Annotated in this window: 19 protein-coding genes; 13 read left to right on the top strand and 6 right to left on the bottom strand. The window is 72.0% G+C overall.

Features of this window, described 5'->3' with window-relative positions; all coding sequences use genetic code 11:
- The first annotated feature begins 38 nt into the window (after window positions 1–38).
- The 3 genes from HBB12_RS22385 (at window position 39) to HBB12_RS22375 (ending at window position 3,219) form a co-directional block, all read left to right on the top strand.
- Window positions 39–797 (top strand): enoyl-CoA hydratase-related protein, encoded by a 759-nt coding sequence (locus tag HBB12_RS22385; RefSeq protein ID WP_236991376.1) that lies wholly within the window; start codon window positions 39–41, stop codon window positions 795–797.
- Window positions 794–1,651 carry an SDR family NAD(P)-dependent oxidoreductase gene (locus HBB12_RS22380; RefSeq protein WP_236991375.1) on the top strand — a complete coding sequence of 286 codons (858 nt, stop codon included), beginning with the start codon at window positions 794–796 and terminating at the stop codon, window positions 1,649–1,651. The genes HBB12_RS22385 and HBB12_RS22380 overlap by 4 nt, the downstream gene beginning before the upstream one ends.
- Before the next feature lie 341 nt (window positions 1,652–1,992).
- Entirely contained in the window at window positions 1,993–3,219 is a 1,227-nt protein-coding gene (locus tag HBB12_RS22375) for an oxalate decarboxylase family bicupin (protein WP_236991374.1), read from the top strand.
- 33 nt (window positions 3,220–3,252) lie between these two features.
- On the opposite strand, the gene rnhB is transcribed toward HBB12_RS22375, so the two are convergent.
- Window positions 3,253–3,849 carry a ribonuclease HII gene (rnhB, locus tag HBB12_RS22370; RefSeq protein WP_236991373.1) on the bottom strand — a complete coding sequence of 199 codons (597 nt, stop codon included), beginning with the start codon at window positions 3,847–3,849 and terminating at the stop codon, window positions 3,253–3,255.
- Window positions 3,850–4,104: 255 nt separating this feature from the next.
- Between rnhB and HBB12_RS22365 the strand changes: the two genes are divergently transcribed.
- Window positions 4,105–4,350 carry a hypothetical protein gene (locus HBB12_RS22365; protein ID WP_236991372.1) on the top strand — a complete coding sequence of 82 codons (246 nt, stop codon included), beginning with the start codon at window positions 4,105–4,107 and terminating at the stop codon, window positions 4,348–4,350.
- A 119-nt stretch (window positions 4,351–4,469) separates the two neighbouring features.
- On the top strand, window positions 4,470–4,622 hold the full coding sequence (locus HBB12_RS22360; RefSeq protein WP_236991371.1) for a hypothetical protein: 153 nt from the start codon (window positions 4,470–4,472) through the stop codon (window positions 4,620–4,622).
- 58 nt (window positions 4,623–4,680) lie between these two features.
- On the opposite strand, the gene HBB12_RS22355 is transcribed toward HBB12_RS22360, so the two are convergent.
- Window positions 4,681–5,922: an IS110 family RNA-guided transposase gene (locus HBB12_RS22355; RefSeq protein WP_236991350.1), complete on the bottom strand. Its 1,242-nt coding sequence runs from the start codon at window positions 5,920–5,922 to the stop codon at window positions 4,681–4,683.
- A gap of 794 nt (window positions 5,923–6,716) precedes the next feature.
- On the opposite strand from HBB12_RS22355, the gene HBB12_RS22350 reads away from it, so the two are divergent.
- A complete protein-coding gene (locus HBB12_RS22350; protein ID WP_236991370.1) occupies window positions 6,717–7,091 on the top strand; it encodes a DUF2794 domain-containing protein in 375 nt (124 codons plus the stop codon).
- A gap of 471 nt (window positions 7,092–7,562) precedes the next feature.
- Here the strand turns inward: HBB12_RS22350 and HBB12_RS22345 are convergent, their stop codons facing one another.
- Window positions 7,563–7,874: a hypothetical protein gene (locus HBB12_RS22345; protein WP_236991369.1), complete on the bottom strand. Its 312-nt coding sequence runs from the start codon at window positions 7,872–7,874 to the stop codon at window positions 7,563–7,565.
- A gap of 202 nt (window positions 7,875–8,076) precedes the next feature.
- Here HBB12_RS22345 and hrcA point away from each other — a divergent pair, with 202 nt between their 5' ends.
- Both hrcA and HBB12_RS22335 read left to right on the top strand, forming a co-directional pair.
- Window positions 8,077–9,180 (top strand): heat-inducible transcriptional repressor HrcA, encoded by a 1,104-nt coding sequence (gene hrcA, locus HBB12_RS22340; protein ID WP_236991368.1) that lies wholly within the window; start codon window positions 8,077–8,079, stop codon window positions 9,178–9,180.
- 122 nt (window positions 9,181–9,302) lie between these two features.
- On the top strand, window positions 9,303–11,144 hold the full coding sequence (locus HBB12_RS22335; protein WP_236991367.1) for a DEAD/DEAH box helicase: 1,842 nt from the start codon (window positions 9,303–9,305) through the stop codon (window positions 11,142–11,144).
- A gap of 437 nt (window positions 11,145–11,581) precedes the next feature.
- Here the strand turns inward: HBB12_RS22335 and HBB12_RS22330 are convergent, their stop codons facing one another.
- Complete coding sequence (locus HBB12_RS22330; RefSeq protein ID WP_236991366.1) at window positions 11,582–11,947, bottom strand: hypothetical protein; 366 nt, start codon at window positions 11,945–11,947, stop codon at window positions 11,582–11,584.
- 99 nt (window positions 11,948–12,046) lie between these two features.
- Between HBB12_RS22330 and HBB12_RS22325 the strand changes: the two genes are divergently transcribed.
- Together HBB12_RS22325 and HBB12_RS22320 are read left to right on the top strand one after the other, a co-directional pair.
- Window positions 12,047–13,009: a LysR family transcriptional regulator gene (locus HBB12_RS22325; RefSeq protein WP_236991365.1), complete on the top strand. Its 963-nt coding sequence runs from the start codon at window positions 12,047–12,049 to the stop codon at window positions 13,007–13,009.
- Window positions 13,010–13,094: 85 nt separating this feature from the next.
- On the top strand, window positions 13,095–14,258 hold the full coding sequence (locus HBB12_RS22320; protein WP_236991364.1) for a dimethylmenaquinone methyltransferase: 1,164 nt from the start codon (window positions 13,095–13,097) through the stop codon (window positions 14,256–14,258).
- 9 nt (window positions 14,259–14,267) lie between these two features.
- Here the strand turns inward: HBB12_RS22320 and lepB are convergent, their stop codons facing one another.
- On the bottom strand, window positions 14,268–15,194 hold the full coding sequence (lepB, locus tag HBB12_RS22315; RefSeq protein ID WP_236991363.1) for a signal peptidase I: 927 nt from the start codon (window positions 15,192–15,194) through the stop codon (window positions 14,268–14,270).
- A 259-nt stretch (window positions 15,195–15,453) separates the two neighbouring features.
- On the opposite strand from lepB, the gene HBB12_RS22310 reads away from it, so the two are divergent.
- Together HBB12_RS22310 and HBB12_RS22305 are read left to right on the top strand one after the other, a co-directional pair.
- Window positions 15,454–16,956 (top strand): acyltransferase family protein, encoded by a 1,503-nt coding sequence (locus HBB12_RS22310; RefSeq protein ID WP_272913292.1) that lies wholly within the window; start codon window positions 15,454–15,456, stop codon window positions 16,954–16,956.
- Window positions 16,957–16,958: 2 nt separating this feature from the next.
- Window positions 16,959–18,398 (top strand): dipeptidase, encoded by a 1,440-nt coding sequence (locus tag HBB12_RS22305; RefSeq protein WP_236991361.1) that lies wholly within the window; start codon window positions 16,959–16,961, stop codon window positions 18,396–18,398.
- 6 nt (window positions 18,399–18,404) lie between these two features.
- Here the strand turns inward: HBB12_RS22305 and HBB12_RS22300 are convergent, their stop codons facing one another.
- Window positions 18,405–19,391, bottom strand: coding sequence for an aldo/keto reductase (locus HBB12_RS22300; protein ID WP_236991360.1), 987 nt, complete (start codon window positions 19,389–19,391; stop codon window positions 18,405–18,407).
- Between the two features lie 96 nt (window positions 19,392–19,487).
- On the opposite strand from HBB12_RS22300, the gene HBB12_RS22295 reads away from it, so the two are divergent.
- Window positions 19,488–20,423 (top strand): LysR family transcriptional regulator, encoded by a 936-nt coding sequence (locus HBB12_RS22295; protein WP_236991359.1) that lies wholly within the window; start codon window positions 19,488–19,490, stop codon window positions 20,421–20,423.
- Window positions 20,424–20,443 lie beyond the last annotated feature (20 nt).

The raw sequence follows: 20,443 nt of genomic DNA, 5'->3' as shown, positions 1-20,443 counted from the left end.
CCTTCCTCGATGATCCGCGCCTCATTTCCGGAGCTCCCATGACCGACCACGTCCGCATCACCGACCAGCCCGGCGGCGTCCGCCTCGTCCAGCTCACCCGCCCCGAGAAGAAGAACGCTCTGACGGGCGCCATGTACGACGCCATGCGGGAGGCCCTGGAGGGCGCGGACCGCGAGGGCTCGGGCGTCGGCGCGGTGGTCTTCGCCGGCACCGAGGGCGTGTTCACCGCCGGCAACGACATCGCCGACTTCGTCGCCCGGGCCGAACGATCCTTCGGCGAGGCGCCGTCGCTGCGCTTCATCCGCCAGCTTGCCGTGACCCGCACCCCGATGGTGGCGGCCGTGGACGGGCTCGCGGTCGGGGTCGGCACCACGCTGACCTATCATTGCGACCTCGTCTACGTGGCGCCCGCCGCGACCTTCCGGATGCCGTTCGTCGATCTCGGCCTCGTGCCGGAGGCGGCCTCCAGCTACCTGGTGCCGCGCCGGATCGGGCTGGTGAAGGCCACCGAACTGCTGCTCCTCGGCGAGGCCTACGGGGCCGACGAGGCGGTGCGGCTCGGGCTCGCCAACGCGGTCGTGCCGGCCGACGGGCTCCTCGAACACGCGCTCGCGCAGGGCGCGAAGCTCGCCGCCAAGCCGCGTCAGGCCCTCGCCGCCGCCCGCCGGCTGATCCGCGGCGACCACGAGGCCGTGTGCGCCGCCATGGATGCGGAAGCGCAAGCCTTCGATGCGGCGCTCCGCTCGCCCGAGGCGCAAGCCGCGTTCCAGCGCTTCCTGTCCCGCGGCAGCCGGTGAGGCCCCCGGGCATCCCGGACCTCTCCGGCAAGGTCTGCCTCGTCGCCGGTGCCTCGCGCGGGGTCGGCCGCGGCATCGCCCGGGCCTTGGGCGAGGCCGGCGCCACCGTGGTGGTCACCGCCCGCTCCAGCGAGACCGGCGCCCGCACCGACCAGCGGATGGAGGCCCTGGAGGACACCGCCCGGGAGGTCGATCTCGCCGGCGGACGCGGCCACCATTACCTCTGCGACCACACCCGTGAGCCCGAAGTCGACGCGATGGTGCGCTGGGTGCTGCGCCGCTTCGGTCGCATCGACGTCGCGGTGTCGAGCGTCTGGGGCGGCAACGAGGGCTATGACGGGGTGCGCTATCCCGACGGCGCCACCTGGGGCACCGCCTTCTGGCGCCGCGGCCTCGGCCCGTTGCGCCACAACCTCGAGACCGGCCCGCTCGCCGGGCTGATCCTCGCCCGGGCCGTCGCCCCCGCCATGGTCTCGGCCAAGGGCGGCCTTCTGGTTCTGGTCTCGTTCGGCACCGACGATTACCTCGGCGACCTGTTCTACGACCTCGCCAAGGCCGCGACCAACCGCCTGGCCTTCGCGATGGCCGCGGAACTCAAGCCCTACGGCGTCACGGCCTTGGCCCTGGCGCCCGGCCTGGTGCGGACCGAGCGGGTGCTGGAGGCCGGGATGGGCGGGGAGGCCGGGGAGAGCCCGCTCTATGCTGGGCGGGCGCTGGCGGCGCTGGCGGGCGATCCCGCGGTCGCGTCCCGGGCGGGACGGGTGCTGCACGCCGCCGACCTGGCGCAGGCCTACGGCTTCACCGACGAGGATGGCAGCCGGCCGGAGCGCTATCGGGCAGGTGATGGTGTGTGAGAATCTGAGTGGATCGACCGTATCTACACCCTCGTCGTCATTCCGGGGCCGCGCAGCGGAGCCCGGAATCCAGACACTCGGGTTGTGAAGGATAAAGCGGGACGCGAACCGCCATTGTCTGCACCATCAGCGGTTCTGGATTCCGGGCTCCGCTGCGCGGCCCCGGAATGACGCAGTAGATTTGATATTTAGAGAGAACAAACGAACAGTCTCTCCCAGGCGCCGACGTCATGCGCTGCGTCAGGCCACACCCGTGAATCGGAACCCCCCGCCAAGCGACGCATTGTCGGGCGTCACGCGGGGCCGCGCATCCTGGCCCCGCCCACAGGTGGAGCCCGTCCATGACGCTCATCTCCCGCCGCGACACGTTGGCCGCCGCGGCGGCCGGCCTCGTGGGCACCGCCGCCGGTGCGCAGGCGCAGACCCCAGCCCCGGGACCGCAGCCCGTGCGCGGCAAGGACGGGGCGGACATCCTCGGGCCCACCAACCCGGCGCGGCAGGCCGAGGAGCCGTTCACCACGCGCCCGCCGACGACCGACCACGGCACGATGCCGAACCTGAAATGGTCGTTCACCGACAGCCACATGCGGCTCGAGGAGGGCGGCTGGGCACGCCAGACGACGGTGCGCGAATTGCCGATCTCGACCGCCATGGCGGGCGTCAACATGCGCCTCAAGGCCGGCGTCGCCCGGGAGATGCACTGGCACAAGGAGGCAGAGTGGGCCTACATGCTCAAGGGCCGCGCCCGCATCACCGCCGTCGACCAGGCCGGCCGCACCTTCGTGGACGATGTGGCTGAGGGCGACCTCTGGTACTTCCCGTCCGGCATCCCGCATTCGATCCAGGGATTGCCGGGTGAGATCGACGGCTGCGAGTTCCTGCTGGTCTTCGACGACGGCCACTTTTCCGAAGATTCGACCTTCCTGATCACCGATTGGCTCGCCCATACCCCGCGCGACATCCTGGCGAAGAACTTCGGGGTGCCGGAATCGGCCCTCGCCCGGTTGCCGGACAAGGAGAAGTACATCTTCCCGGCGCCGATGCCGGGGCCGCTCGCCGGCGACCGGACCGGCGGCGCCGGGCCGGTGCCGGACAGCTTCAGCCACCGGATGCTGGCGCAGGAGCCGATCCGTACGAAGAGCGGCACCGTCCGCATCACCGATTCCAAGATCTTCCCGGCCTCGAAGACCATCGCGGCGGCCCTGGTCGAGCTGGAGCCGGGCGCACTTCGCGAGCTGCATTGGCACCCGAACGGCGACGAGTGGCAATACTACCTCTCGGGCCAGGGCCGGATGACGGTGTTCGGCTCCGAGTCGAAGGCCCGTACCTTCGACTATCAGGCCGGCGACGTCGGCTACGTGCCCTTCGCCATGGGGCATTACATCGAGAATACAGGCACGACGCCTTTGCGCTTCCTCGAACTGTTCCGCAGCCCGGTCTACGCCGACGTGTCGCTGAACCAGTGGATGGCGCTCACCCCGCACGCGCTGGTGCGGGCGCATCTCGCCATCGACGAGTCGGTGCTGGCCGGCCTGCCGACGGGGAAGACACCGGTCCTGCCGGGGTGAGGCGCTTCGCCGGGACCCGTCACGCGGGCATCGTCACAGGCTCTTGGACTTGAAGCTCAGCCGGTGGTGCCGGGTGAGGCCGAGGCTCGCCATCGCGGCCCGGTGCGCCGCGGTGCCGTAGCCGACATTGCGCTCCCAGGCATAGGCCGGGTGGCGCCGGGCCAGCGCCCGCATCAGCCGGTCGCGCGCCACCTTGGCGACGATCGAGCTCGCGGCGATCTGCGGCACCAGCCGGTCGCCGCCGATGAAGGCCCGGCAGGGCAGGGGCAGGCCGGGGGGCATGTCGCGCCCGTCCACCGCCACCTCCGCGGCGATGCCGAGGCGCGCCACCGCGCGGCGCATGGCGTCGAGGGTGGCGGCGCGCACGTTGATCCGGTCGATCAGGTCGCGGGAGGCCCCGGCGAGGGCCACGCGCCCTTCCGCCATGATCCGCGGCGCCAGGCGCTCGCGGGTGGCGGCGTCGAGCCGCTTGCTGTCGTCGAGGGCCTCCAGCAGGTCGCCCGACAGGGCGGCCGGATCGAAATGCACCGCCGCGACGATCACCGGGCCACACAGCGCGCCGCGGCCGACCTCGTCGCAGCCGATGAGGACGGGATAGCGGGCGGCGTGGCGGGCATCGAACGGGCGCATCGCGCAGATGTGCGCGCGTTCGGGTTTCGAAATCCCTGCTCATCCAACCGGTGGCGTTTCCTTCCGGCCAGCGCGGCGCGATGATCGGTGCCGTGACAGGCGCGCCGACGCGCCGGATCGGGGAGGGATGCGTACGAAGGCCCTGCGCGTCGATGACGCGCTCGCGCCCGGCCTGCGCCATCTGGCACGCGGTGTGCCGCTCCCGGCTTCCGGCGCCCCTCGGGGCCGGGTTCAGCCGCTGGAGGTATGCCGCCCATGAAGGTCGCCCTCGCCGTCGCCGCGCTCTCCCTCGTCCAGCCGGCGCATTCCTGGTACCCGTTCGAGTGCTGCTCGGATCAGGATTGCGAGCCGGTCTCCGACGCCGTCGAGGTGCCGGGCGGCTACCAGACGCACGGGGTCTTCGTGCCGATGGCGAAGGTGCGGCCGAGCCAGGACGGTCGGTACCACTGGTGCCACCGCGACGGCACCGTGTTCTGCTTCTTCGCGCCGCTCGCCGGGTAAAGCGCGGGGTAAAACTCTGTTGGCGGCAGGATGTCCTTGTCCGGCAATCGGCCCGCTGGCACCACGCGGCGCCGGGCGCGTTCGCGTAAGGACAGCACGCCCCGCGAAGAGGAGGAAGCATGACCACGCCGCCGCGGCAGAACCCCTACCTGGCGCTCGCCCTGCCCGTCGCGCTCCTGGCCGGAGCGCTGACGATCGGATTCTGGACGCTCGACCACATCCGGGTCGCCCGCGCCCGCGCCCTCGCCGCCCAGATGTGGATGCAGCCCTGAGCGGATTCCGCAGAAGCGGCTGCCGGGTTCGCGAAAAAATCTGCGACGGAACAAGGGTCTAAATAGAAACTGGCTCTACGGGTTTGATTTCGCACGCAAATCCAAGGCGCTCGATCTGCCGCACGAGCGCCTTGGCGCGGATGGTCGGGGCCGCCTTGCGGCCGTGATCAGGCCCGGGATCGACGTAAGCCGTGCCGGCCTTGAGCATGTGATAGATCGCGGTCAACATCGAAGCGGCGACCGCGCAGATCGCCTTCTTGGGGCCGCGCCGGCCGCGCAAGCGCTGGAACTGCGCCCTGATGTAGCTCGCCTTCTTGCGCACTCCGGCCCAGGCGGCCTGCACCAAGGCCGTCTTGAGCCAGGGCGCGCCCTTGCGCAGTCGCGTCGAGCGCCGCTTGCCCGCGCTCTCGTCGTTTCTCGGGCACAGCCCGGCCCAGGAGATCAGATGGCCGGCGGTCGGGAAGCGGCTCATGTCGGGGCCGATCTCGGAGAGGATCACCTGCGCGGTGAGGTCACTGATGCCCGGGATCGTCACCAGCAGCTTCACCGCTTCCCGGAAAGGGCCGAGGTCGCGCTCCACCTGCGCGTCGATCTCCGCGATCGCTCGCCCCAACCCGTCGTACTGGCGTAGATGCACACCGAGCAGGAAACGGTGGTGATCCCCGATCCGGCCCGTGAGCGCGGCCCGGATCGCCTCGGGCGCCGCCTTCACCCGCGGGCTGACCAGCGCCTGCAGCCCAGCCGGATCGCGCTCGCCCTTGACCAGCGCGTCGAGCACGGCGCGACCGGACTGGCCCATGATGTCGGTGAGCACCGAGGCGAGCTTGAGGTTGGCCTCCTCGAGGGTCTTCTGGATGCGCTGGACGTGGCTGGCCTGCTCGCGGACCAGTTGCTTGCGGGTGCGCAGCAGGTCGCGCATCGCCTGGGTCTGGGCCTCGGGCACGAAGCTGGCGCGGATCAGGCCGTGGGCGAGCAGGTCGGAGAGCCAGACCGCGTCGGCGACGTCGGTCTTGCGGCCGGGCACGTTCTTGACATGGGCGGCATTGGCCAGGATCAGGGTGCGGCTGTCGGCGTCGAGGACCTGCCAGACCGGGCGCCAGTAGATGCCGGTCGCCTCCATGGCGACATGGGTGCAGGCGTGCTCGTCGAGCCAGGCGGAGAGGTCGAGCAGAGCGGGCGTGGTGGTGGCAAACGTCCGCACCTCACGCTGAACCTCGCTGCTCTCGGCCCGGCGGATGGCTGCGACGACGGTGTCCTTGTGAACATCGAGGGCGGCGCAGCGGGGGTAGAGGACCTTCATCACGATCTCCTTGCCGTCAGGCCGCCGGCGCAGGCTCCCGTGAGATCAAATCTAAATGACGCGCTCCGGGGCTGGCCCGAGGACCGGCCCGTGACGCAAGCGAGGGGACTGAAGAGGAGCCCGGATCCAACTGATACGCGGGGTCTGGCACACCAAAGACGAACCGATCTCTCCGCCGACGGCAAGTCCACTCTGCCATATGTTTCATCCGCAAGGGACCGCGAAGCCGGTGACGAACTGATACGAAATCCGGAAGATCACTTCCGGATTTCGTATCACCAGCCCGCGCGGCGCGTGAGCGAAGCCGCTTTCCGCATCGCGAAGCGATCAATCGGAAAGCGTATGAGCGGACAGAGCGTTGGCCTGCCGACGCAAGCCCGCCGGGGCGTCCGCCCGAAGTCGGGGGCTGCCAAAAAAGGGACCGCGCTCCGAAGGAGGCGGCCCTGAAGTCGTTTGGGTCTCGAAACCTCGGAGGAGGCCCGGCCCGCCGGCATCGCGGGGGCTGGGGGGCTGGGTACCGGAGCGGCCGACGAGCCGGGCCATGAGGTCGGCTCATCCTTGCGCACGCATCAAGGCCAGCGCGCGGCGCGATTGTGGCGATTTGTGGGCGGCAGTGATCGTTTCCGTGCTATTTCCGTCTCGCATCGACGGGTTGACGGCTCGGTGTCTCTCCGATGCAACCCTTGCGGGGCCGTCGGTGCCATCCCATCATGGTCGCAGGCGGGTCGTTCGCCGGCTCGTCACCCCGCGTCCGGTCCCCCGGGCGCGAATCACCCCGACAGGCAGGAGAGACGATGAGCGAAGGAGAGACGGCCGAAAGCTGGAATGCCGGCGCCCAGGTCGTACCGTTTCCGGTCTCGTCCCCGCGCGTTGCCCCGCAGGTGTCCTTCCATCGCGACGAGCTGCGCATCATCCTGAACCTCTACGGCCGGATGGTCGCCGAGGGCGAGTGGCGGGACTACACGATGGACTTCACCCGCGAGAAGGCGGTGTTCTCCATCCATCGCCGCACCTCCGAGCGCCCGCTCTACCGCATCGAGAAGGACCCCCGCCTCGCCCGCCGCCAGGGCGCCTACGCGGTGATCGCCGAGACCGGACGCATCCTGAAGCGCGGACACGACCTGGCGCAGGTGCTGCGGGTGCTGGAGAAGCCGCTCAGGGTGGTGTGAGGTCTTCACCGCTTCGCCATTCCTTGCGGATGGAACGAGTAGGCGATTGTCTACGCAAGTTGAAGCAACCGAAGACGGATTTCGGTCTGGCGCGGGTTTCCCCTCCTCCTCTGCGGCAGGACTGTCCGGGGAAGCCGGAAAAGCGCGGGCGTCCTCCTCTCCCCGCGGGCGGGGAGAGGCCCGATCACCCCCCGTCGGGTGATCGGGGAGCCCGAAGGGCGAGGGTGAGGGGGTGTTGCCGGAGGAGCCTCACGCGTCGAGACCCCCTCACCCTCGCTCCGGCTGCGCCTCCGCTTGCTGCGTCCCCTGAACGGGGACGCAGCCCTCTCCCCGCCCGCGGGGAGAGGGGATCTCCAGCGCCATTTCTTTCCCCGGACAGCCCTGCCTCTGCGGGGGAGGAGGAATCCCGCGCTCAAAAGCGTGACCGTTCGTCAAGCGCTTGATTCGTTGTCTCGGTGGTCCGCCGCCACCTCAATAATAGCCATAGCCCCGGTGATGGTGCCGGCCGTGATGGTGGCCCCAGCCGTGATGGCGGCGGTGGTGCCCCCAGCCCCCATGGTGATGATGGTGACGGCCCCAGCCACCATGGTGGTGATGGCGGTGGCCCCAGCCGTGATGATGGCCGTACTGCACCTGCACCACCTCCGCGGCCGGGGCCGATGCGGCGCCGGGCGCGAAGGGGGCCGCCTGGGCGGCGCCGGCCGTGACGAGGCCGCCGGCGACCAGGGCGGCCGCCGCCAGGAGCCGCTTGCCGGCCATCATCGGGTTGCGCAACGTCAACATGGTCGCCTCCGGTTCCGTCTCGCCGCATCCTCGTGCGGCCATGGAGACGAGAGTGGCGCCGGGGGGCTGAACGCGGCCTGAGACGGCGGGTCGGCCTTCGTTCAGGCGGTGATCGGATTGTGCGCCCGCGCGGCGTCGCGCCCGCTTGCGCCGGGCGGCTGCGGCCATCACAGTAAGCGGTCGTATGGCTCCCGTAGGGTTGATGAACACGCGCGACCTCCCACCCCTGCCCGGCGGCTCCGGACAGGCCCGTGCCATCGCAGAGCTCAACGAGCGCTCGCGGGAAATCTTTCGCCAGATCGTCGAGAGCTACCTCGCCACCGGGGAGCCGGTCGGGTCGCGCAACCTCGCCCGCATCCTGCCGATGGCGCTCTCGCCGGCCTCGATCCGCAACGTGATGTCGGACCTCGAACAGGCCGGGCTGATCTACGCCCCCCATACCAGCGCCGGCCGGCTCCCGACCGAGCACGGCCTGCGCTTCTTCGTCGACGCGCTGCTCGAACTCGGCGATGTCGGCCAGGAGGAGAAGGGTCGGATCGAGGCGCAGATGCGCGCCGCCGCCTCGCGCCACACCTTCGACAGCGCGCTCACCGAGGCCTCGGTGCTGCTGTCGGGCATCTCGCGCGGCGCCGGCGTCGTCGTCACCGCCAAGCAGAACCCCCGCCTGCGCCACATCGAGTTCGTTCGCCTCGATCCCGGCCGCGCCCTGGTGGTGCTGGTCTCCGACGATGGGTCGGTGGAGAACCGCTTGCTCGACCTGCCGCACGGCCTGCCGGCCGGCGCACTCCAGGAAGCCTCGAACTTCCTCAACGCCCGCATCCGCGGCCGTACGCTCGGCGAGGTGCGAGGCGAGATCGAGACTGCCCGGGCGGCGATGAAGCAGGAGCTCGACGAGCTGACCGAGCGCCTGGTCGATGCCGGTCTCGCCCGCTCGGTCGGCCCGAGCGAGGAGCGCCAGCTCATCGTGCGCGGACAGGCGAACCTCCTCGACGACCTGCGCGCGGCCGAGGACCTGGAGCGCATCCGCCTGCTCTTCAACGACCTGGAGAGCCAGAAGGACGTGATCGACCTCCTGTCGCGCGCCGAGGGCGGCGAGGGCGTGCGGATCTTCATCGGCTCGGAGAACAAGCTTTTTTCGCTCTCCGGCTCGTCGATGATCGCCGCTCCCTTCCGGGACGGCAGCCAGACCATCGTCGGCGTCGTCGGCGTCATCGGGCCGACCCGGCTCAACTACGCCCGCATCGTCCCGATGGTCGATTTCACGGCGCGCGTCGTCTCGCGGCTGCTGGAACGCGGCCGAGGCTGATCTGCGCCCGCCGCGCAACCGTTTTCCGATGTGGGGAACGCAGAAATCCTGCTTGTCCCCCGGATTCACAAGGGGGCCGGGGTCCGGCATGGTCCGGGGATGGTCCGTGATTCCCTCCCGGCGTGAGTGCCCCGACCCGCCCCCTGCGCAGCCACCAGCGCAGCCTGTCCGAACTCGTGGCCTCGCTCGCCCGCGGCGAGGCCACGGGCATCACCGACATCCTGGCGGCGGTGACGCCAGGCGGCGGCAAGTCGCTGCTGCCGGTCATCGCCGCGTCGAGGCTGATCGCCGCCGGCCTCGTCGACCGGGTGGTCTGGGTCGTGCCGCGGGATTCCCTGCGCCTGCAGGCCGAGGAAGCCTTCGCCGATCCGGCCTGGCGCTCGGCTTTGGGCCACACGCTCTCGGTGCGGGCGGCCGACAATTCCCCCGATCCGAGCCGGGGGCTGGCGGGCTACGTCACCACCTACCAGGCGGTGGCGGCGGCGCCCGCCCTGCACCTCGCCGAGATGCGCCGCCACCGCACCCTGCTGGTCGTCGACGAGGTCCACCACCTGCCGGCCCTGTCCGACAGCGAATCGGGCAGCGAGGCGGCGAAGAACGAGGCAGCGGCCTGGAGCGGTGCCCTGCTGCCGCTGTTCCGCGAGGCGAGCTTGCGGCTCCTCCTGTCGGGCACCCTGGCCCGGGCGGATGGGCGGCGCATCCTGTGGCTGCCCTACCGGACGGAGAACGGCGCGCAGGTGCCGGACATCGAGGCCCCGGGCTGGGCGGTGATCGGCTATTCCCGTGCCGAGGCGCTCGCCGAGAAGGCGGTGCTGCCGGTCAATTTCGGGGCGCTGGACGGCGAGGCGAGCTGGCTGGAGGGCGGCCGCACCAGCGGCCAGGCCCGGGTCGGCCCGCACCGGCTCTCCGGCTCGGGACCGAGTGCGACGACCCGGCCGGCCCTGTTCACGGCGCTCCGCACCGGCTTTGCCCGCGACCTCCTGCGCGAGGCGTTCTACGCCACCCGCCGCCTGCGGGCCGAGCGCCGGCGCAAGCGCGGGCTGACCGCCACGGAGGCCGTCCGGGGTCTCGGCAAGCTCCTCGTCGTCGCGCCCGACCAGGCGAGCGCGCAGAGCTACCACGCGATGATCCAGGCCTGGATGCCCGAGGAGCAGGCGCGCCGCGACGTGCGCATCGCGACCTCGGCCGAGGCCGACGCGCACGCGGCGCTCGCCGCCTTCCGGCTCACGCCGGAGCCCGCCGTGCTGGTGACCGTGGCGATGGCCTATGAGGGACTGGATGCCCCCGAGGTCGCCGTGGTGGCGGCGCTGACGCATATCCGCTCGCGGCCCTGGCTCGAGCAGATGATCGCCCGGGCGACCCGGGTCGATCCCCATGCCGGCGACTATGCCGACCAGCACGCCCTGGTCTTCCATCCCGACGACCCGCTCTTCGCGCAGTTCCGCGCCCGGATCGAGACCGAGCAGGCGACCGCGACGCGACCGCGCAAGCGCCCGACCGGGGCCGCCTCGCCCGAGCCGCGGCCGCTGTCCCGGGAGGCCGACGAGGGCATCGTGCCGCTGGAGAGCAACGCGCTCGGTCTGCGCTACGCCATGCTGCGCCCCGGTCCCGCCGTGGCGATGGCCCGCCCCGAGGCGAACGAGGCGGCGCCCGTGCCGCCCTCGCGGGTCGAGCGGGCCTTGCGCGCGCGCGTGGCCGCCATGGTGACGGCGCAGGCGGTGGAGGACGAGGCCGAGTTGCGCGGACGGCCCGGCGCGCCCCTGCCGCACCGCTACAACGCGGTGCTCAAGCGCCTCTTCGGCAACAAGAGTCGCGCCGCGATGACGGCCGAGGAGCTGGAGGCGGCCCTCGCCTGGCTGGAGCGCAACCGGCTGCAGGACCACCTGCACCTGCTGGAGGGCGATTCGCGCTACGCCTGGAGCGCCCGGCGGCGCTGGGCCGGGATGGAGCGGCGGCCGGGGTGATGGGCGTTGGCTGAGGCATTCCGGTGGGTGCCGCGATTGCCCGGTCTTGCCGTTTCACCCACCGTCGACGAAGCCTATCCATTTGAAAGTCCGCCGCTTTTGCCTCTCCCTTGTGGCAGGGCTGGGCGGTGAAAAGGATGGCGCGGGTTCATCTCCTCTCCCCGCGGGCGGGGAGAGGGTCGCTTGCACCTTGTCGTGCAAGCGACGAGCGCAGGCGCAGCCGGAGCGAGGGTGAGGGGGTCTCGACGAGTGAGACTCCTCCGGAACCACCCCCTCACCCTCGCCCTGCGGGCTTGCTGCATCTCCTGAACGGAGACGCAGCCCTCTCCCCGCCCGCGGGGAGAGGGGAAACCCGCGCCACTCCTCTCCCCGGACAGCCCTGCTACAAGGGGAAGGGAACAACGCTCGAACCGAGACGTGTGAACACGACACGCCCCTTAGTTGAGCGCCGCGCTGTCCAGGGTCCGGACCGCCACGGCCTCGACGGTCGTCGTGTCGCCCCGGCGGGTGATCGTGACCGTGCGGGCCGCCGCGCCCTCCTGGCGCGGCGTCGAGACCGTGAGGCTCTGGCCGGAGGCGAGCACCGCCTCGACGCGGGAGGCCGGTGCCGCGGCCCGCGGCGCGAGCGTCACCACGACGTGGTGGCCGTCCGGCTCGGCGGTGTAATAGGCGACGCCGGCGAGCGGGCCGAGGTCGAGGCTGGCCGCCCGGGCGGGCCGGAGTTCGTCCGCCTGGACCGCGCCCGCGAGCAGCGTCGCGGCAGCCAGGGCGAGGGTGAGACGGGAGAGAGGGCGGAACGTCATGATGCGGGGTGTCCTGCTTGCGGCGCGACCGGCTCGGCCCGCCGTGTTGACCCCGATATGCGCTGCGGTGCAGCATGGATCAAACAGATCGTATCGATAATGACTATTGATCATATCGATCTGTCCCGGATCGACCTCAACCTTCTGGTCGCCCTCGACGCACTCCTCGCCGAGCGCAGCGTGACCCGGGCGGCCTCCCGCATCGGCATCGGCCAATCGGCGATGAGCTCTGCGCTCGCGCGGCTGCGGACCCTGTTCGGCGACGAACTCCTGACCCGCGCGCCCGAGGGGATGCGGCCGACCCCGCGGGCGCTCGCGCTCGCCGAGCCGCTGCGGACGGTCCTGCGCCAGGTCCAGACCCTGGTGCGCCGGGAGGAGGCCTTCGATCCCCGCACGGTGGTTCGCACCTTCACGATCAGCCTGCCGGACAGCACCGAGGTGCTGCTCGGCACACGGCTCCTCGCCCATCTGCGCCGGGAGGCGCCGGGGATCAGTCTGCTGCTGCGCTCGGTCGACCGGGCACATGTGCTCGAGGAACTCGACGCCGACCGGATCGACCTCGCCATCGACCTGTCGTTCCGCGGGCAGATGCACCACAAGCAGCGCCTGCTCTACCGCGACAGCTACGTCTGCCTGTTCAACGCCGCCCTGGTGGGGCTGACGCCGCCGATCTCGCTCGACGATTACCTGCGCTTCCCGCACGTGCTGACGAGCCTGCGCGGGACCGCCCACGGGGTGGTGGACGACGCACTGGCCAAGCTCGGCCTCGCCCGCACCCTCGCGGTCACCTCGCCGCGCTTCCTGGCGGTGCCGTTCCTGGTGCGCGCCGCGCCGGTCCTCACCACCATGCATGCCCGCCTGGCGCTCCTCTTCGCCGAAACCCTGGGGCTGACGGTGAGCCCCGTGCCCGTCCCTCTCGACGACGTGGCGGTCGGGATGCTCTGGCACGCCTCCTACGACGACGACCCGGCCCATCGCTGGCTGCGCGACCTGCTGCGGCACCTGGCGGGGGAGGAACTGGCGGGCGAGGAACTGGCGGGCGAGGCACCGGCCATTTCCTGAATCGTGGGCCCTGCCGGAGCCGCGCGCGAGCCGCTATGCTGACGGGATTCGTTCCCGACGTGAACCGACCCCGGACCTTATCGACGTGCGCCTGACCCAGATCACCCACCACGACCTCGACGGCTACGGCGCCGCGACCCTCGTCGCGTCCTATGCCGAGCCCGCCCGGATCGTGCACGTGCCGCGCTACGGCGATGTCGGTCCCGTGGTCGACGACGAATTGAAGCGCCTGACCAAGACCAAGGCGGCCGAGATGGTGCTGATCACCGATCTCGGCATCGAGGAGCCGACGATCGCGTTCCTGCGCCGCTTCGCCGCCATGAACCGCAAGCGCGAGCCGGAGGCCCAGCACCGGCTGATCGTCCTCGACCACCACACCTCCTCGATCGACCAGATGCGGCGCCAGAACCTGGAGCCGAAGCGTGACGCCGACAACCCGCGCCTGTCGCGGTTCGACCTCGGCGACCCGTCGGTCACCGTGCTGATCGACGAGAATTCCAGCGCGACCAGGATGGTCGACACCCATCGCGCCCTGTTCGCCACCAAGGAGCCCGATGCGGGCCAGGCCGAGAACCTGGCGCTGCTCGTCGCCTCCGTCGACGCCCTCGATCTCTGGCGCAAGGAGGATCCGCATTTCCCCGGCGGCTTCGCCCTCGACGAGATTTTTTGGGACAATGTCGGCACCCTGGTACCGGTCGGGCATCCGGCGCACGATCCCTTCCTGGCCCGCCTGCTGATCGAGGCGACCGCGAAGCTGCGTGCCGGCGCGACCCCGGCCGAGCTGGAGCGCGCCGTGCCGGCGATCCGCGGCGCGATCGTCGACGACCTGATGCGCGACGCCCCCGACGACGATGCCCGCCTGACCACCCGGCAGCGGATGGCCCGGGCCCTCGCCCGCTCCGACGCCTTGTTCCACGCGCTCCCGGACGGCACGCTCCTGTCCTTCGCCCTCGATGCCGGCACCTTCCAGCGGGTCTCCGACCTGGTGATGGCGAGCGGGCGCGCCAAGCGCCTGGTCAACGTGCAGCGCGCCGGCACCCTGTCCTTCCGCTCGATCGACGGCACCGCCCTCGACGGCGCCCGCCTGTTCCGCGGCGGCGGCCACCAGGATGCCGCTGGCGGCAAGCTGCCGAGCGGCACCGCCTTCTCGCTCAGCGATGCCGTGGCCCAGGTCGAGCCGGTGCTGAACCCGCCAAAGAGTGCCGCCGCCGACAGCCCGTTCGCGGCGCTGAAGAACTGGAAGGGGTGAAGGCCGCCCTCAGCGCAGGGCGGTGAGCAGGCGCCCCTTCACCGGCGACCAGGTGAAGGTGCCGCCCGTCGCGACCAGGTCCTCGGCGTGGACGAGCCCGACCCGGTCGTGTCGGCTGTCGAGGCTGTTGTCCCGATTGTCGCCGAGCACGAACACGGCGCCCGGCGGGATCGTCCGCGGCGGCAGGTCCCGCCCGCCCGCGGCCCCGTCGAGCCGGGCGATGCGGTAGCCGGCTTTGCCCGGCAGCCGCTCGACGAAGGCGTGCGCCGGCTGGTCGTCGCCGCCGACCGTGACGGTCCCGTCCGCCTCCTCCGGCACCGGCTGGCCGTTCAGGACCAGGGACCCGCCCGCCATGGCGACGGTGTCGCCGGGCAGGGCGACCACGCGCTTGACGTAGATCGTGTCGGACGACGCCTTCGGCCTGAACATCACGATGTCGCCCCGGGCCGGGAAGGGGCGGTCCCGGCGGACATCCGACAGGAAGACGTCGCCCACCACGAGGCCGGGATTCATCGAGGCGGAGGGGATGGAGAACGAGCGCCACCCGAACGGCAGTGCCGAATCCAGCCCGGCCTGAAGCGGCACCACGATCAGGGCCGCGGCCCAGGCCGAGCGCCACCAGGGCGGCCTGGGCCGCATCGCGGACGACCGGGCCCGCCGCATGGCGTCGAGGGCGGCACCGATCCAGAACAGGATGACGATGGCGAGGAGCGCCAGCCAGGCCGTCACCACCGGTGGCGTCGGCGACCACAGGGCAGTGATCCCGAACAGGACGATCGTCGCGAGGGTCCACACGGCCACGAGCGCCGCGCCGAGCGGCCAGGCCCGCGCGCGGATATGGCCGAGCCCGGGGCAGAGCAGCGAGAACAGGCCGGCCAGGATCAGGCCGCCCCGGCGGGGCAGGCGGCTCGAACGCCGGGCTGTCGGGTCGGTCATCGGTCTCTCCGGTGTCGGCGGGGCCGCGGGAGGGAAGGGCCGTACCGCCTCGCCGGACGGCCGTCATGTTCTTAAGCGAGGATGATGAACGGGCTCTGCGGCCTGAGGTCCCGCGCGCTCGCATGTCGGTCTTCGGCCGGTGGGACTGCCGTTCGGAATCGCGCCGGCCACGTGCCGGTTGCAGACCGGCAACAGATCTCCGATGGAGTACGCCTCGTGCGGCGCGTAGAACGGGCCGGTCCATGCCGTCGGCTCCGCGATGTTCCCTCCAGGTTGCCAGGTTCCGCCCGCGTCCCAGGCTCTGCCTGCCGTAGGGCAGGGCGGACGGCTCGCGGCGATCGACAGGTTGCGGGGCGCCCTCGTCGTCCTCGTCGTCCTGCATCATGCCGTTCTGGCCTACTGCACCTTCGGGCATGTCGATCGCGCCGACTACGCCCTGTCGACGGCGCCGATCGTCGATGCGCAACGCTGGCGCGCCTTCGACGCCCTGGTGCTGCTCGACGACGGCTTCTTCATGCCGCTGTTGTTTCTGCTGTCGGGGCTGTTCGTCCGGGGGGGCCTGGGCCGGAAGGGGCCCGGCGCCTATCTGCGCGGCCGGATGCGGCGCCTCGTCCTGCCCTTCGCCGTGGCGGTCCTCACGCTGATCCCGTTCGCCTACTACCCCTCGTCCCTCCAGGCCGGCGGCAGGGCGGGCTTTCCGGCGTTCTGGATCCGGACGGTGACCGTCGGGCCATGGCCGAGCGGGCCGCCCTGGTTCCTCGGCGTTCTCCTGGCGTTCGACGTGGCCGCGACCCTCGTCTTCGTCCTGATCGCGCGTGGCGCCCCGGGTGGAGTGGACCCATGCCGTTTCCCGGGCCTCGACAGGATCGACCGGAAAAAAGGCGAGGCGCGGATCCTCTCCTCTCCCCGCGGGCGGGGAGGGGCCGCCCCCCTTGCCGGGGGCGGAGGGAGCCCGCGTATCGATCCCGGCAGGGATCGACGCGAGGGTAAGGGGGTATTCCCGGAGGAGCCTCCTTCGGCACCGGCCCCTCACCCTCGCTCCGGCTGCGCCTCCGCTTGCTTTGCCCCCGGCAAGGGGAGCAAAGCCCTCTCCCCGCCCGCGGGGAGAGGTGAGAACCCGCGTCTCTTTCTTCCCCGGACAGTCCTGTCCGCGCCCGCCCGCGGCTTCTTCCTCCTCGTCGCACTCTCCGGCCTGCTCTACCTCCCGCTCCTCCTCGCCGTCGGTCCGGGGCACTGGGTCGGCCTCGGACCGTTCGCGATCCAGGCCAGCCGCGTCGGGCTCTACGCGGGCTATTTCGCGACCGGCGTCGCGTTGGGATGGGGCGGGAGGCCGTCCGTCCTGCATTTCGGTCAGGCCCTCGTCGTGCGCTGGCGGCTCTGGGCGCTCCTCGCCCTGCCGGCGGGGCTGATGCTCCTCGCCGCGGGGGCGATCGGGGCCGCGGGCCGGCTGCCCGCCGGGCCTGCGCTCGTGCTGGAGGGTATCGCGCGCACCGTCTTCTGCGCCGCCGCCGCCTTCGCGCTCCCGGCGCTTTTCCTGCGTTTCGGCGGGCGCCCCTCCCGCGCCTGGGACAGCCTGTCGGCGAACAGCTTCGCCATCTACCTGCTCCACTATCCCGTCGTGACCTGGCTGCAGTTCGGTCTGCTGGCCCGGCCGCTCGGTGCGCCCCTCAAGGGCGCGCTCGTCTCCGCCCTCGCCGTCGCGGCGAGCTGGGCCGGCGCCGCGGCTTTGCGCCGTGTTCCCCTCATCCGAAAGGGTCTCTAGCGATGCGCGGTCCGACCCCGCCCGGCCCGGGCGCGAGCCTGCCCTGGTCGTCCCTCCTCGACGGCTCGGCCGACCGGCGGGAGGGGGCCGTCGTCACGGTCGCCGGCTGGCCGGTGACCGCCGGGGAGGCGACCGAGGCGCGCTACTGCCTGCTCATCCCTGAGCCCGTCTGCTGCCGCGGCTGCCTGCCGGGCGATCCCACGGCCTGCATCGAGGTCGTCGCCGTCGCGCCGGTGCCCCTGGACGGCCGCGAGGTCACCCTGCGCGGCGTGCTCCGGCGCCTGCGCGACGATCCGTGCGGCTGGCGCTACCGGCTCGACGAGGCGGCGATGGTGTCCGCTCCGCTCCGTCTCGGCCTGTCTCGCCGCCGCCTCATGGCGGCGGCCTCGCTCCTGTGCCTGCCGGTCCCGGCGGCAGCCCAAACGCCGGCGGCAGGAGAGGCACCCGCAGGGCTGACGGCGGCGGCGTCCTTCCTCGCCGCGCGGCCGACGATCGACTGTCACAGCCATGCCGGCCGCATCCTGCGGGTGGATCAGGCCGACGGGCACGCTCCCTTCACGCCGCTCGCCGAGCCGATGCGCCGCGGGGGGCTCGCCGTCGCCTGCCTCGCCATCGTCTCCGACAGCCCGACCCACCGGGTCACCCCCGAGGGACGGATCAAGGCCTTTCGCGAGCCCGAGCCCGGGGAACTCGCGGCGTACGCCGAGCGCGGCTTCACCCGCCTCCACGCCCTCGTGCGCGAGCAGGGCCTTCGCCTCGTGCGCAAAGCCGCCGACCTCGCGGCCGCCCGGTCCGACGCCCCGGCGGTGCTCGTCTCGGCGGAAGGGGCGGATTTCCTGGAGGGCGATCTCGGTCCCCTGGAAACGGCCTTCCACCGCGCCGCCCTGCGCCACCTCCAGCTTACCCATTACCGGGTGAACGCGCTCGGCGACATCCAGACCGAGCCGCCGGTCCATGGCGGCCTGACCGATTTCGGCGCCGCGGTGATCCGGCGTTGCGAGGCGCTCGGGATCGTGGTGGACGTGGCGCACGGCACCGAGGATCTGGTGCGCCGCGCGGCGGAGGTGGCGACGAAGCCGCTCGTTCTCTCGCACACCTCCCTCACGACCCGGCCGCGGCCGCGCACCCGCCGCATCACCCCGGACCACGCCCGGATCGTAGCGGGGACCGGCGGCGTCATCGGCATCTGGCCGCCGGTCAGCCTGTTTCCCGATCTTCCGGCCCTGGCCGACGGCATCGCCCGGATGGCGGACGTCGTCGGTGCAAGGCATGTCGGGATCGGAACGGACATGATGGGCCTCGTCGGCCCGAGCGCCCTGCCGGCCTACACGGCCCTGCCCGATCTCACGGTGCTCCTCCTGGCGCGGTTCACGCCGGAGGAGGCGGCCGGCATCCTCGGCGGCAACTACCTGCGGGTGGCGCAGGCCTGCCTGCCGGCGTGAGGCGTCCTACCCGGCCGCGCTCTCGATGCCCGCCATCCCAGCCTGAGCGTAGCGGGCGCCCGCCGCCGCGCCGGGGGCGAACAGCGCGTCGAGGGCGGCGAGGTCGGCGGGCGTGAGGGCGAGGTCGGCGGCGGCCGCGTTCTCGGCCAGGCGCTCGGGCCGGCGGGTGCCGGGGATCGGGACGACGTTCGGATCGCGGGTCATCAGCCAGGCGAGCGCCACCTGGCCGGCGGTGACGCCCCGCTCGCGCGCGAAGTCGCCCAGGGCCTCCGCGAGGCGGCGGTTCTGCGCCAGCGCCTCGCCCTGGAAGCGCGGGTTGCCGCGGCGAAAGTCGTCGGGTGCCAGGGTCTCGACGTCGATCGCTCCGGTGAGGAAGCCGCGGCCGAGGGGCGAATAGGCGACGAGGGCGATTCCGAGGTCGCGGCAGGCGTCGAGCAGGCCCTGTTCGGGCTCCCGGCTCCACAGGGAATACTCGGTCTGCACCGCGGCGATCGGGTGGACCGCATGGGCGGCCCGCAGGGTCTCGGGAGAGACCTCCGACAGGCCGAGCGCCCGCACCTTGCCGGCCTCGACGAGGCGCGCCATGGCGCCGACCATCTCGTCCACCGGCACCGAAGGGTCGCGGCGGTGGCAGTAATAGAGGTCGATGGTCTCGACGCCGAGGCGGCGCAGGGAGGCCTCGCAGGCGGTGGTGAGATAGGCCGGGCTGTTGTCGATCCGCCGCGCGCCTCCCTCGCGCACGATGCCGAATTTCGTCGCCAGCACGACCCGGTCGCGGCGGCCCTTCAGCACGCGGCCGATCAGCTCCTCGTTGCGGCCGACGCCGTACATGTCGGCCGTGTCGAGGAAATCGTAGCCGAGCGAGAGCGCGGCCTTGAGGGCGGCGGGGGCCGCCGCCTCGTCGGTCGGGCCGTAGAACTCCGAGAATCCCATGCAGCCGAGGCCGGGGGCGGAGACGGTGAGGCCGGAGCGGCCGAGGGAACGTCGTTGCATCGTGAGCACTCCTGAACGGACCGCACCGATCTGGCGCTCCGGCCCTCCTCCGATAAGCTGCACCGCCCGGCATGAACCGATGAGCCAAACTCACCAATGGTCCGCGACGACCTCTCCGACCTCGCGGCCTTCGCGGCCGTGGCCCGGCACCGCAGCTTCCGGCGCGCCGCGGCCGAGCTCGGCCTGTCGCCCTCGGCGCTCAGCCATGCCGTGCGCGGGCTGGAGGAGCGGATGGGCCTGCGGCTCCTCAACCGCACCACCCGCAGCGTCGCCCCGACCGAGGCCGGCGCCGCCCTACTGGTGCGGCTCGGCCCCGCCCTCGACGACATCGCGCAGGCTGTGGCGGCGGCGCGCGCGTCCGCCTCGCGGCCCACCGGGACCTTGCGGCTCAACGCGCCGCGCAGCGCCTGCCGGCTGGTCCTGATGCCGCTGCTCTCCCGCTTCCTGACCCTCCATCCGGAGATCCGCGTCGAGGTGGTGAGCGACGACGCCCTTACCGACATCGTCGGCGAGGGCTTCGATGCCGGGATCCGCTTCGGCGAGCGACTCGCCCTCGACATGGTGGCGGTGCCGGTCTGCGGGCCGCAGCGTTTCGCCGTTGTCGCCGCGCCCGCCTACCTGGCGCGCCGGGGCGTTCCGGAGGTGCCGGCGGATCTGGCCGGCCATGCCTGCCTGCGCCAGCGCTTTCCCGGCGGCAGCCTGTTTCCGTGGGAACTGGAGTGCGATCGCGTCGCGGAAACCGTGGCGGTCGACGGCCCGCTGATCCTCGGCGACCAGGACCTGGTCCGGCTCGCCGCTCTCGACGGGCTCGGGATCGGCTTCGTCTTCGAGGGATACGTCGCCGACGACCTCGCGTCGGGCTCCCTGATGCGGCTGCTCTCGCCGTGGTGCCCGGCCTTCCCGGGCTTCCACCTCTATTATCCGGGCCGCCGGCAGGTGCCGGCGCCGCTCCGGGCCTTCCTCGACGTGGTGCGCGAGGCGGGCCGGTCCGCGCCCTCCGGCGCCGGGCCGGCTTCGCCTCCCTGCCCGTGACCGGGTGGAGCCCGGCGAGG

This window comes from Methylobacterium sp. SyP6R (genome assembly GCF_019216885.1).
In the GTDB taxonomy this organism is placed as follows: domain Bacteria; phylum Pseudomonadota; class Alphaproteobacteria; order Rhizobiales; family Beijerinckiaceae; genus Methylobacterium.
The sequence above is the reverse complement of the archived record's forward strand: the minus strand, read 5'-3'. Positions and strand labels throughout refer to the sequence as shown.

Bases quoted from the DNA above. Each gene is read 5' to 3' on its own strand.
- HBB12_RS22385 (WP_236991376.1), top strand. From the start codon at position 39: ATGACCGACCACGTCCGCATCACCGACCAGCCCGGCGGCGTCCGCCTC.
- HBB12_RS22375 (WP_236991374.1), top strand. From the start codon at position 1,993: ATGACGCTCATCTCCCGCCGCGACACGTTGGCCGCCGCGGCGGCCGGC.
- rnhB (WP_236991373.1), bottom strand. From the start codon at position 3,849: ATGCGCCCGTTCGATGCCCGCCACGCCGCCCGCTATCCCGTCCTCATC.
- HBB12_RS22365 (WP_236991372.1), top strand. From the start codon at position 4,105: ATGAAGGTCGCCCTCGCCGTCGCCGCGCTCTCCCTCGTCCAGCCGGCG.
- HBB12_RS22360 (WP_236991371.1), top strand. From the start codon at position 4,470: ATGACCACGCCGCCGCGGCAGAACCCCTACCTGGCGCTCGCCCTGCCC.
- HBB12_RS22355 (WP_236991350.1), bottom strand. From the start codon at position 5,922: ATGAAGGTCCTCTACCCCCGCTGCGCCGCCCTCGATGTTCACAAGGAC.
- HBB12_RS22350 (WP_236991370.1), top strand. From the start codon at position 6,717: ATGAGCGAAGGAGAGACGGCCGAAAGCTGGAATGCCGGCGCCCAGGTC.
- HBB12_RS22345 (WP_236991369.1), bottom strand. From the start codon at position 7,874: ATGTTGACGTTGCGCAACCCGATGATGGCCGGCAAGCGGCTCCTGGCG.
- hrcA (WP_236991368.1), top strand. From the start codon at position 8,077: ATGAACACGCGCGACCTCCCACCCCTGCCCGGCGGCTCCGGACAGGCC.
- HBB12_RS22330 (WP_236991366.1), bottom strand. From the start codon at position 11,947: ATGACGTTCCGCCCTCTCTCCCGTCTCACCCTCGCCCTGGCTGCCGCG.
- HBB12_RS22325 (WP_236991365.1), top strand. From the start codon at position 12,047: ATGACTATTGATCATATCGATCTGTCCCGGATCGACCTCAACCTTCTG.
- lepB (WP_236991363.1), bottom strand. From the start codon at position 15,194: ATGACCGACCCGACAGCCCGGCGTTCGAGCCGCCTGCCCCGCCGGGGC.
- HBB12_RS22310 (WP_272913292.1), top strand. From the start codon at position 15,454: ATGTTCCCTCCAGGTTGCCAGGTTCCGCCCGCGTCCCAGGCTCTGCCT.
- HBB12_RS22305 (WP_236991361.1), top strand. From the start codon at position 16,959: ATGCGCGGTCCGACCCCGCCCGGCCCGGGCGCGAGCCTGCCCTGGTCG.
- HBB12_RS22300 (WP_236991360.1), bottom strand. From the start codon at position 19,391: ATGCAACGACGTTCCCTCGGCCGCTCCGGCCTCACCGTCTCCGCCCCC.
- HBB12_RS22295 (WP_236991359.1), top strand. From the start codon at position 19,488: ATGGTCCGCGACGACCTCTCCGACCTCGCGGCCTTCGCGGCCGTGGCC.